Annotated in this window: 13 protein-coding genes; 9 read left to right on the top strand and 4 right to left on the bottom strand. The window is 71.6% G+C overall.

Annotation, left to right across the window (positions count from 1 at the left end; all coding sequences use genetic code 11):
* The first annotated feature begins 47 nt into the window (after positions 1-47).
* Genes ACWDVB_RS25000 through ACWDVB_RS25010 form a run of 3 tightly spaced genes read left to right on the top strand, consistent with a single transcriptional unit; the run spans position 48 to position 2,138 of the window.
* Positions 48-557, top strand: a complete 510-nt coding sequence (locus ACWDVB_RS25000; protein ID WP_451519861.1) for a DUF2771 domain-containing protein — start codon at positions 48-50, stop codon at positions 555-557.
* Positions 527-1,264, top strand: coding sequence for a futalosine hydrolase (locus ACWDVB_RS25005; RefSeq protein WP_451519860.1), 738 nt, complete (start codon positions 527-529; stop codon positions 1,262-1,264). Before ACWDVB_RS25000 ends, ACWDVB_RS25005 begins: the two co-directional genes overlap by 31 nt.
* A complete protein-coding gene (locus ACWDVB_RS25010) occupies positions 1,230-2,138 on the top strand; it encodes a 1,4-dihydroxy-6-naphthoate synthase (RefSeq protein WP_451519859.1) in 909 nt (302 codons plus the stop codon). Before ACWDVB_RS25005 ends, ACWDVB_RS25010 begins: the two co-directional genes overlap by 35 nt.
* Here the strand turns inward: ACWDVB_RS25010 and ACWDVB_RS25015 are convergent.
* Positions 2,135-3,124, bottom strand: a complete 990-nt coding sequence (locus tag ACWDVB_RS25015) for a helix-turn-helix transcriptional regulator (protein ID WP_451519858.1) — start codon at positions 3,122-3,124, stop codon at positions 2,135-2,137. The genes ACWDVB_RS25010 and ACWDVB_RS25015 overlap by 4 nt on opposite strands.
* A gap of 81 nt (positions 3,125-3,205) precedes the next feature.
* Between ACWDVB_RS25015 and ACWDVB_RS25020 the strand changes: the two genes are divergently transcribed.
* Complete coding sequence (locus ACWDVB_RS25020; protein ID WP_451519857.1) at positions 3,206-3,607, top strand: RidA family protein; 402 nt, start codon at positions 3,206-3,208, stop codon at positions 3,605-3,607.
* A gap of 15 nt (positions 3,608-3,622) precedes the next feature.
* Here the strand turns inward: ACWDVB_RS25020 and ACWDVB_RS25025 are convergent, their stop codons facing one another.
* The gene (locus tag ACWDVB_RS25025) at positions 3,623-4,006 is read right to left on the bottom strand and encodes a cold-shock protein (protein ID WP_451519856.1); all 384 of its coding nucleotides are present in this window, start codon (positions 4,004-4,006) and stop codon (positions 3,623-3,625) included.
* Between the two features lie 203 nt (positions 4,007-4,209).
* Between ACWDVB_RS25025 and ACWDVB_RS25030 the strand changes: the two genes are divergently transcribed.
* Positions 4,210-4,461, top strand: a complete 252-nt coding sequence (locus ACWDVB_RS25030; RefSeq protein WP_451519855.1) for a hypothetical protein — start codon at positions 4,210-4,212, stop codon at positions 4,459-4,461.
* Here the strand turns inward: ACWDVB_RS25030 and ACWDVB_RS25035 are convergent.
* Entirely contained in the window at positions 4,458-5,084 is a 627-nt protein-coding gene (locus tag ACWDVB_RS25035; RefSeq protein WP_451519854.1) for an HAD family hydrolase, read from the bottom strand. The two genes, ACWDVB_RS25030 and ACWDVB_RS25035, sit on opposite strands and share 4 nt — an antisense overlap.
* 123 nt (positions 5,085-5,207) lie before the next feature.
* Between ACWDVB_RS25035 and ACWDVB_RS25040 the strand changes: the two genes are divergently transcribed.
* Genes ACWDVB_RS25040 through ACWDVB_RS25055 form a run of 4 tightly spaced genes read left to right on the top strand, consistent with a single transcriptional unit; the run spans position 5,208 to position 9,198 of the window.
* Entirely contained in the window at positions 5,208-6,206 is a 999-nt protein-coding gene (locus tag ACWDVB_RS25040) for a FecCD family ABC transporter permease (RefSeq protein WP_451519853.1), read from the top strand.
* A complete protein-coding gene (locus ACWDVB_RS25045; protein ID WP_451519852.1) occupies positions 6,203-7,279 on the top strand; it encodes a FecCD family ABC transporter permease in 1,077 nt (358 codons plus the stop codon). The genes ACWDVB_RS25040 and ACWDVB_RS25045 overlap by 4 nt, the downstream gene beginning before the upstream one ends.
* Positions 7,276-8,202 carry an ABC transporter ATP-binding protein gene (locus tag ACWDVB_RS25050; RefSeq protein WP_451519851.1) on the top strand — a complete coding sequence of 309 codons (927 nt, stop codon included), beginning with the start codon at positions 7,276-7,278 and terminating at the stop codon, positions 8,200-8,202. The genes ACWDVB_RS25045 and ACWDVB_RS25050 overlap by 4 nt, the downstream gene beginning before the upstream one ends.
* A gap of 18 nt (positions 8,203-8,220) precedes the next feature.
* The gene (locus tag ACWDVB_RS25055) at positions 8,221-9,198 is read left to right on the top strand and encodes an ABC transporter substrate-binding protein (RefSeq protein WP_451519850.1); all 978 of its coding nucleotides are present in this window, start codon (positions 8,221-8,223) and stop codon (positions 9,196-9,198) included.
* 51 nt (positions 9,199-9,249) lie between these two features.
* Here ACWDVB_RS25055 and ACWDVB_RS25060 read toward each other — a convergent pair whose 3' ends face one another.
* Positions 9,250-10,350: a hypothetical protein gene (locus ACWDVB_RS25060; protein WP_451519849.1), complete on the bottom strand. Its 1,101-nt coding sequence runs from the start codon at positions 10,348-10,350 to the stop codon at positions 9,250-9,252.
* Between the last annotated feature and the right edge of the window lie 452 nt (positions 10,351-10,802).

The raw sequence follows: 10,802 nt of genomic DNA on the forward strand, positions 1-10,802 counted from the left end.
GACCCCCGCGTAGCAGGACCCCCGGACGCGCCCGATAGCCTTCGCCCATGACCTCCCTGCTCCGCGGCGGAGCCGCGAATGTGAACAGCGCGGCGCGCCGCCGCCGCACCGTGGCCGCGCTTGGCGCCGTCTCCGCCGGACTCCTCGTCCTCTCGGCCTGCGACAAGCCGACGCCGCTGGCCACCGTGACGGTCGGCAGCGACTCGGTGAACACCGAAGCCTCCTGCTACAACGACGGCAAGGAGCTGAAGGAGTCCCAGCTGAAGTCCTGCCTCCAGGACAAGGACGTGAAGACCGTCAAGGTCGATCCCGACGAGAAGGTCCGCTTCGGCGTCGACCCGGAGATCGCCGAGAAGGGCTGGACGCTGCTGATGAACGGCCAGCCGCTGACCGAGGCCAGCAAGAAGACGTACGTCGTCATCCCCGGCAGCGTCTTCTTCAACCAGCAGTACGGCGGTGGCGGCGACAAGTCGACCGTCAGCCTCCTCGAAGGCGGCAAGGGCGGTACGCAGAAGGCCACCGGCCTGTGGTCGTTCAAGTTCAAGAAGGACTCCTGACCGCCGGTCCGGCGCTCCTCACGCGCGTCCTCGTCGCCACCGCGGTCCCGGCCGAACGGGACGCGGTGGCCCGTGCGCTGCCCTCGGCCGCGCACGTGGACGCGCTGGCCGTCGGCGTGGGCCCCGCCGCCGCCGCTGCGGGCACGGCGACCGCGCTCGCCCGCGCCGCCGCCACCGGCCGGCCCTACGGCCTGGTCGTCTCGGCGGGCATCGGCGGCGGCTTCCAGCCGGACGCCCCGGTGGGCTCCCTCGTCGTCGCCGACGAGATCACGGTGGCCGATCTGGGCGCCGAGACCCCGGACGGCTTCGCGCCCGTCACCGCACTGGGCTTCGGCGCCGTCACCCACCGTCCGCCGCGTTCCCTCGTACGAGAGGTCGCCGACGCCTGTGGCGCCGCGACCGGCACCGTCCTCACCGTCTCCACCGTCACCGGCACCGCCGAGCGCGCCGCCGAGCTGCGGCTGCGCCATCCGCGCGCCCTGGCCGAGGCGATGGAGGGTTTCGGTGTCGCCGAGGCGGCCGCCCTGCACGGTCTGCCCGTTCTGGAGATCCGCGCGGTCTCCAACCCCGTCGGCCCGCGTGACCGCGCCGCCTGGCGGATCGGCGACGCGCTGGCCGCGCTGAGCGACGCGTTCGGGAAGCTGGCGCCGACCTGGGAGAGTTGGAACACGCATGACAGACACCACGGACATGACGCACGTGACTGAGTCGCCGCTGCGCATCGCGTACTCGCCGTGCCCCAACGACACGTTCGTCTTCGACGCGTGGGCGCACGGCCGGGTGCCCGGCGCCCCCGAACTGGACGTGACGTTCGCGGACATCGACATCACGAACGGCATCGCGGAGCGTGCCGCGTCCTTCGCCCCGGCCGCCTCCGATCTCGACCTCGACGTGCTGAAGGTCTCGTACGCCGTCCTGCCCTACGTCCTCGACGAGTACGCCCTGCTGCCCTGCGGCGGCGCGCTCGGCCGTGGCTGCGGGCCCCTCGTGCTGACCCGTGAGCCCGGTGTGGACCTCGTCGGCAAGAAGGTCGCCGTGCCGAGCGAGAAGTCGACGGCGTATCTGCTCTTCCGTCTCTGGGCGGCGGACACGCTCGCCGACGGGGGTGTCGGCGAGATCGTCGTGCTGCCCTTCGACCAGATCATGCCCGCGGTGCGCGACGGCAAGGTCGACGCGGGCCTGGTCATCCACGAGGCGCGCTTCACGTACCAGAACTACGGCCTGCACTGCCTCGCCGACATGGGCGAGCACTGGGAGGCCACGACGGGCCTGCCGATCCCGCTGGGCGCGATCATCGCCAGGCGGTCGCTGGGCGCCGAGACGCTGCGCGCCCTGGCCGCGGCGGCGCGCACCTCGGTCCGTATGGCCTGGGACGACCCCGAGGCGTCCCGGCCCTATGTCCTCGAACACGCCCAGGAGATGGACCCGGCCGTCGCGGACCAGCACATCGGGCTGTACGTCAATGAGTTCACCGCCGATCTCGGCGAGAACGGCCACGCGGCCGTGCGGGGCCTCCTGACGCGGGCCGCGGCCGAGGGCCTCGTACCCGCCCTGCGGCCGGGCGCGCTCGCGTTCCCCTAGGCACAGCGGCTAGGCACAGCGGGCCGGGCATAGCGGTCGGCGAGCGCGGCGGCACGGTCGCGCAGGGAGGTCCGCAGCGCCTCCGGGGCCAGGGCTTCCGCGTCCGTGCCGAGCTGCCACAGCGCCCACTCGGCATGTCGTAGATCCTGGAACGTCGCCTCCAGCCGCAGCCACCCGTCCGCGTCGGTCTCCGCCGCGCGGACGGCCACCGCGGCGCTCAGCAGGTCCTCCCGCCGCTCCGGGGCCACGCGTATCAGCACGGCGATATGGTCGCTGGACAGGAACCGCGCGCAGCGTTCCCGCCAGGCCCGGTCCAGGTCGACCCGGTCCGGCCGCTGTGCCGGTTCGGGGAGTTCCTCGGCGGCCAGCATCCGCGACAGCCGGTAGGTGCGGTCCGTGCCGGCTCTCGTGGCCAGCAAGTAGCCCCGGTCCCGGACGGTGACCAGGCCGATCGGGTCCACCGTGCGCCACTGTGGTGGCTGGTCCGTGGCCGCGTAGTGGATGCGCAGTCTGTGTCCGGCGAGCACCGCGCGCCGGATCTCGACCATGGTCGTGCCGGGCAGCGCCTCGGTGACCGGCCGTCGTGAGAGCAGATCGGTCTCCGGCTCGACGAGGAATCGCCGGGCCGCGTCGCTCGCGAGGGCCCGATGGCTCTCGGGCAGCGCGTCGACCACCTTGCGCATCCCCGAGGCGAGCGCCGGGCCGAGGCCGAACACCCGCTCGCCGCGCCCCGATCCGGCGGTCAGCAAGGCGAGGGTCTCGTCGTGGTTGAGTCCGGTCAGCTCGGTCCGGAAACCGGGCAGCAACGCGAACCCGCCGTGCCGCCCGCGCTCGGCGTAGACCGGGACGCCGGCCGCGGACAGCGCCTCGATGTCGCGCAGCACGGTACGGGTGGACACCTCCAGCTCACGGGCGAGCGTGTCCGCGGTGAGCCGACCGCGCTGCCGCAGCAGCAGCACCAGCGAGACCAGCCGATCGGCGCGCATACGAGGACCTTAACGAATACATGACCAAGGGTGTCGTGATTTGTTGGAAGGCTCGTGAGCACCGAAACGAATGGAGCTGATATGGCAGTGGAACGAACGGCGGTCAACCCGGTGACGTGGTCGGTGGAGATGGGATTCAACCAAGGAGAGGTCGTCTCCGGGCACACCCGGACCCTGTACTGCTCCGGACAGACCGCGATGAGCGACGACGGCAGACCTCAGCACGACGGCGACATGGCCGCACAGTTGGCGTTGAGCGTCGACAACCTGGAGGCCGTGCTCGGCCGGGCCGACATGTCCCTCGCGAACCTCGTCCGGCTCAACGTCTACACCACCGATGTCGATCTGCTGTTCCCGCACTACGGCGTGCTGGCGTCGCGGTTGGGCGCCGCCGGGGTGGCACCGGCCACCACGATGCTCGGGGTGACACGGCTGGCGGTCCCGGGCCAGCTGGTCGAGCTGGAGGGGACCGCCGTCGCGTGACGCGGGTGGGGCCCCTCACACGTCCAGTTGGTCCGCGACCGCCCGCAGCAGGCCCGCGATCTTCGCGCCCGACGCCTTGTCGGGGTAGCGGCCCTTCTCCAGCATCGGGGTGATGTTCTCCAGCAGCGTCGTCAAGTCCTGGACGATCGACGCCAGTTCGTCCGGCTTGCGGCGCTGCGCGGCCGCCACCGACGGGGTCGGGTCGAGAATCGAGACGGAAAGGGCCTGATCGCCGCGCTGCCCCGCGACCACACCGAATTCCACGCGCTGGCCGGGCTTGAGTGTGTCGACGCCGGCGGGCAGTACGGAGGAGTGCACGAAGACGTCGCCGCCGTCGTCGCGGGAGAGAAAGCCGAAGCCCTTCTCGCTGTTGAACCACTTGACCTTGCCGGTAGGCACGTGAAGTCCTCGTCCTCGTACTCGTCGCTCGTCTATGCCGGTCCGCCCCACCGGAAATGACAGGGCGAAAACGGCTCTGGATAGCACTACAGCGGGTCGCCCGACCCGCCGGAACCAAGACTATTGGTCCGGGGCCCGGTGACAAGACGTCCCCGATCTCTTCCTGCGGGTTCCTCCTTCGCGCTGGGAACTACCCTGGTGGGGTGCGTGACAAAACCCAAGCGAATTCGGCCGGGCCCGGCGACGGGATGGTCCGGATCGGAGCAATCGTCTTCTTCGTCGGCGCCGTGGCCACATTGGTCACGGTGGCCCCTCTCTTCCTCGGCACCGACCCCTTCCCGCCCCTCGCGTACGCGGTGTGCATGCTGATGGGCGTCGGCTTCGTCGTCGCGGCCGTCGGAGTGCTGCGCGGGATCGCCGTACAGCGGCGACAGGCGAAGTCCGCGGCCGGCTAGCGGCGCTCCGCGGCGGCGTACGCGTCGAGCCAGTCCGCGAACTCCGTCAGCTCGCCGAGGACCACGTCCGCGCCCGCCGCGCGCAGTTCCGCTGCGTCACACGGCCCGGTCGCCACCGCGACGGAGAGCGCGCCCGCCGTACGCGCGCCGCGTACGTCGCCGGTGTGGTCACCGACGTACACGGACGCCTCGTGCTCGCGCAGCGCCACGGCCTTCGCCTCCGCCCACAGCCAGCCGATGACCGCGTCGGCCTCGATGCCGAGGTGCGACAGGTGCAGCTTCGCGTTGGGCTCGTGCTTGGCGGTCACCACGATCGCGCGGCCGCCGTGCGCGCGGACCGCGGCCACCGCCTCCCGGGCGCCGGGCATCGCGAGCGTCGGCGCGATGGCGTATGTGGGATAGATCTCACGGTAGCGGTCGCCCATCTCCTGGATCTTCTCCTCGGGGAACCAGTTCCGCAGCTCCTGCTCCAGGGGCGGTCCGAGGCGCGTGATGGCGAGGTCCGCGTCGATGTACGTCCCTGTCTCCGCGGAAAGCGCCTGGTAGGCGGCCTTGATGCCGGGGCGGGAGTCGATCAGGGTCATGTCGAGGTCAAAGCCGACGGTCAGCGCGCGTGAGGTCATGGGCCCATTCTGCCGAGGCGGCCCCACGGGCCACCCTTAGACTTAGCCAAGCCTTACCAACATTGGCCGCCGACTTGGTATGCCAACCTTCCGGTTTCCCGCACTCCGAAACGAGCTCAGCCGATGCGTGTGCCCGTCCGACGCGCTGTCGTGATGACGGCGGCCGTCGTGGCCCTGCTGCTCGCGGTCCTGCTCAGCCTCGCCGTCGGCGCCCGCGCGATCGCCCCCTCCGCAGTCCTCGACGCGCTGCTGCACGGCGGCCACAGCGACTCCGCCGAGGTCGTCCGCGAGATGCGGGTGCCACGCACCCTCATCGGCCTGATGGTCGGCGCGGCGCTCGCGCTGGCCGGAACGGTGCTGCAGGGCATCACCCGCAACCCCATCGCCGACCCCGGCATCCTCGGCATCAGCCAGGGCGCCTCGGTGGGCGTGGTCCTCGCGATCGCCTTCTTCGGCGTCCACACGCTGACCGGCTACGTCTGGTACGCCTTCGTGGGCGCCGGACTGGCGTCGGTCGCCGTGTACGCGATCGCGTCCAGCGGGCGGGGCGGAGCGACCCCCGTGAAACTCGCGCTGGGCGGCGCCGCCATCAACGCGCTGCTCGTCTCGCTGACCACGGCGGTCCTCACCACCCAGGCCTCCGCGCTGGACGAGTTCCGGTTCTGGCAGGTCGGGTCGCTCTCCGGGCGCGACTCCGAAATCGTCGGCCGGATCTGGCCGTTCCTCGTCGTGGGCCTCGTGCTCGTCCTCGCGGTCGCCCGTGGCCTGGACGCGTTGGCGCTCGGCGAGGACGTGGCGAAGGGGCTCGGACAGAACGTGGCGACGGTCCGCATCGTGGGCGGGCTCGGGGCGACGGTCCTCACGGGGGCGGGCGTCGCCGCGGCGGGGCCCATCGCCTTCATCGGCCTTGCCGTTCCTCATATCGCCCGGGCGATCGTGGGCAGTGACCACCGGTGGGTGCTTCCTGTGGCCGCCGTCCTCGGGCCCGTGATGCTGCTCGTCTCCGACGTGGTGGGGCGGGTCGTCTTTCCGCCCAGTGAGGTGCCCGCCGGAGTGATGACCTCGCTCATCGGGGTGCCGTTCCTTGTCGCCCTGGTGCGCCGGAAGGCGGTCGCGGCGTGAGCTCCGTGTCATGTGCCCCGTACCGCATCCGCCCCGCCGGATACTCCGTCGTACGCGTCGGCCGTGCCGCCTTTCTGCTGCACCGGCGGGCCGCCCTCGTCGCCCTCGGGCTAGCGGTGCTGCTGGCCGCCAGCTGTCTCGCGTACCTCTGTGTCGGTGAGTCCGACGTCCACCCCGTCGAGGCCTTGAAGGTCGTCTTCGGGCAGCCCTCCGCCGATGAGCTGGTCGTCGGCACGCTGCGCGAACCCCGCATGGTGGTGGGGCTGCTCGTCGGTGCCGCGTTCGGGGTCGCCGGGGGGCTCATCCAGACCGTGGCCCGCAATCCGCTCGCCAGCCCCGACATCATCGGCATCAGCCAGGGCGCGAGCGCCCTCACCGTCGGCGCGATGACCTTTGGGGTCACCTCGTACACCGTGCTGCCCTACCTGTCGGTGATCGGCGGTATCGCGGCGGCCGCCCTCGTGTACGTCTTCGCGTGGCGCGGCGGCCTGCACGCCACCCGGTTCGTGCTCATCGGCATCGGCTTCGCGATCGCCCTGCGCTCGGTGACGACGCTCTTCATGACCAAGGGCGACTATCTCGTCGCCCAGCAGGCGCAGATCTGGATGACGGGCTCCCTCAACGGGCGCGGCTGGGCGGAGGCGGACCCGCTCGCCCTGACGCTGCTCGTACTCCTCCCCTTCATGCTCTGGGCGGCCCGCGCGCAGCGCTCGGTCACCCTGGACGACGACACGGCGACCGCACTCGGGGTGCGCCTGGGACACGTACGCCTCGGGCTCGTCCTGCTCGGTGTCGTCCTCGCGTCCGTGGCGACCAGCGCGGCGGGGCCCGTCGACTTCGTGGCGCTGCTCGCCCCGCAGATCGCGCGCCGGCTGACCCGCACCGCGCAGATCCCGCTGCTGTGCTCGGCGTTGACGGGGGCGCTGATCGTGGTCCTCGCCGACCTTCTCGCGCGCCGCCTGTTCTCGCCCACGGAGCTGCCGGTGGGCGTGCTGACGGCGGCCGTCGGCGCCCCGTACCTGATCTGGCTGATCGTCCGCAGCCGTTCCGTCCGCAATGGAGGCACGTCGTGACCGCCCACCCGTCACCCGGCCACCGCCCCTCAACGAGCGCTGACGCGCGCCCAGCTCGTCTCACGGCCCGCGAGCTGACCCTCGCCTACGAGGACCGCACGGTCGTCGACAGCCTCGACCTGGCGATCCCCGACGGCAAGGTCACGGTGATCGTCGGCCCCAACGCGTGCGGCAAGTCCACGACGCTGCGGGCGCTCGGCCGCCTCCTCAAGCCGAGGAGCGGCGCGGTGCTCCTGGACGGCGAGGCGCTGGCCAAGCTGCCGACGAAGAAGATCGCCCAGCGGATCGGGCTGCTCCCGCAGACGCCCGTCGCCCCCGAGGCGATCACCGTCGCCGACCTCGTCGCGCGCGGCCGCCAGCCGCACCAGCACTGGTGGCAGCAGTGGTCCGACGAGGACGAGACGGCGGTGACGGAGGCGATGGACCGCACCGACGTGTCCGCGCTCGCCGAACGCTCCGTCGACGAGCTGTCCGGCGGCCAGCGTCAGCGCGTATGGATCGCGATGGCCCTGGCCCAGGACACCGACCTCCTGCTCCTGGACGAGCCGACGACGTACCTGGACATCTCCCACCAGGTGGAGGTCCTCGACCTCGTACGCCAGCTCAACCACGACAGGGGCCGCACGGTCGTCGTCGTCCTGCACGACCTCAACCAGGCCGCGCGGTACGCCGATCACCTCGTCGCCATGAAGGCGGGCGAGGTCGTCGCCGAGGGAACCCCCACGAAGATCGTCACCGAGGAGCTCGTACGCGAGGTCTTCGGCCTGCAGTGTGTGGTGGTGCCGGACCCCGTGACCGGCTCCCCACTGGTCGTCCCCGGGGCGCCGTGGTCACCGACCGCGCCCGCCCGCACCAGCAGCCACACCCGCACCGGCACCCGCACCCGCACCCGCACCGGTGTCGGCGCCGACACCCCCGCATAACGCTTGAAAGGCGTCCCCATGAACCGCTTCCGCTCCCCGCTGCGCCGTCGCGCGCTCCTCACCGGCTCACTGGCCCTGACCGGCGCGCTCGCGCTGACCGCCTGCGGCTCCTCGGACTCCGACAAGGACTCCGGCTCGGCCAGGACCCACACCGTGAAGACGGCCATGGGTGACGTGAAGGTCCCCGTCAGCCCCGAGCGGGTCGTCGTCCTCGACACCGCCGAGCTGGACTCCGCGATCTCCCTGGGCGTCAAGCCCGTCGGCTCCACCCACGTCGAGGCGGAGTCGGGCTTCCTGAACTACCTGCCGAAGGACAAGGTCAGCGGCATCAAGGACGTCGGCGAGATGCTGAACCCCAACATGGAGGCCATCGCCGAGCTCAAGCCGGACCTGATCCTCACCTCGAAGATCCGGCACGCCGCCAAGTACGACCAGCTCAAGAAGATCGCGCCGACCGTCATGACGGAGACGACCGGCTACCCCTGGAAGGAGAACTTCCAGGTGCACGCCGACGCGATGGGCAAGCAGGCCGAGGCCAAGAAGGTCGTCTCCGACTACGAGGCCCACGCCAAGAAGGTCACCACCGCCATCGGCGGCCCCGCGAAGGCCAAGTCGACGAAGGTCAACGTCATCCGCTTCATGGAGGGCGCCGACATCCGCCTCTACGGCGAGCAGAGCTACATCGCCACCCTCCTCAAGGACGTCGGTCTCGGCCGCGCGCCGATCTCCGCGAAGGCGAAGGACGGCTTCTCCTACGACCTCTCCCCCGAGAAGATCGACCTCGCCGACACGGATGTCATCTTCCGGTCCACGTACGGTGATCCGAAGAAGGCCAAGCAGACGCAGACCACGGGCAGCGGCCTGTGGAAGAACATGAAGGCGGTGAAGTCGGGCAACGTCCACACCGTCGACGACGAGCTGTGGATCCAGGGCATCGGCTACACCGCGGCGAACAAGATCCTCGACGAGCTGCAGACGGACTTGACGAAGAAGTAGGGCTTTTGGAGGAGAAGACCCAGGGCGGGGCCCTTGAGCTGTCCCTGTCCCTCACGGCCGTCGTCGCTGCGATCTCCACACCAGGAAGAGCGCGGAGGCGACGGCCGCGCCGCGTACCACCCACGGCCACGTCTCGGCCATGGCGTCGCTCATGTGCCCTTCCGTGATCCGCTCGCCCCAGTGCCTCTCCGTACGCCCCCACAGCCAGGTGAACCCGGCGGCCACCGCGAGCCCCGGCATGCCCATCGCGGCCCACTTCGCCTCGGCGCGGGAGAGTCTGCGGGAGGCGTAGGCGATGAGCCAGCCGCCGCCGAGGGCCAGCCAGTTGCCGAGGACGGCGCCGATGGTGAGGAGGGCGGCGGCGAGGAGAAGGAGAGGGTTTCTGAGGCCGGCGCCGTCGCTGCCCCGGAGGCGGGGCCGCCACCGTCGGCGCCCTTCGGCCGGCGCCGCCGCGTCCTCGACGACGTCCTCGACGGCTTCATCGGCCGCGTCGACCTCGTCGGCCGCGGCGGTCTTTGCGGTCTTTGCGGTCTTTACGCCCTCTTCGGTCCCTTCTGGTCCCCTGCTGGGGCGCGGAAGGGTGCGAGAGGGGTCGTCCGGGGACGGCGGGGGCTTGAGGATCTCGGGGATCTCCACGCCGCCGACGAACCCGGGCACGCTGTCGGCGACGCCGAACGGACTGCTGTCCACCCGCCACCAGTCCGGCTCGGATCCGCTGGGACCCAGCTCGTCCGACCCCGCGAGGTGCGGCGGGGACGGGCGCGGGCCGTCCATGCCCATGTCCATCGGGTCTTGCCGCGGCGGGGGCTTGGGAGTGCGGCGGGGCCGGGGCACGATGCGGCGGGGACGGCTGCCTCGCTGCGTGGGGACGGGCGTGCGGGGTGCGGGGGGTGCGCTCGGCTGCGCCGCCGATACGTCGCCGGGGGCGTCGCCCGCCGCGTCGACGACGTCTTCCGGGGTGCCGAGCCCTGCCAGGATGCGGCGGATGGCGACGGGACTGTCGACGACCGTCTTGGCGCGGCTGCGGTCGATCTGATCCCGCAGACCGGCGACCAGACGCATACGGGTGCCGGACGGCAACTGCCGCTGCTGGGCCAGGTCTCCGACCCTGCTCAAATAGTCGTAGACCAGCTGATCACTCTCGATCCCCACGAAGTCCCCTCCGGGGCGGCTGGGTTGGTTTCCCCGGCCCCCGACGGTACCGCGTCCGGCGGGGGCGCCTACAACCCCGGGCCTGGCCCGGCGCCACCCCCTACCCCGCCGCTGCGCAGCATCCGTCTCCCATGCCCGCGGCTGGCCCCGGGGGTCCCCTACCCCGCGGCTTCACGGCGGCCGTCTCCCTTGACACCGGCCTGACCCGGAGGCATCCCCTACCCCGCCGCTGCGCAGCACCCATCTCCCATGCCCCCGGCCTGGCCCCGGGGGTCCCCTACCCCGCTGCTTCACGGCGGCCGTCTCCCTTGACACCGGCCTGACCCGGAGGCATGCCCTACTCCGCCGCTGCGCGGCGGCCGTCTGCCCCCCCCCCCCCCCCTTTACCCCCCCCCCCGCCCCCCCCGAAAGGCCGGGGGGGGGGGGTTGGGGTATGCACACGGATGAAAACA

This window comes from Streptomyces sp. NPDC003379, assembly GCF_053589195.1.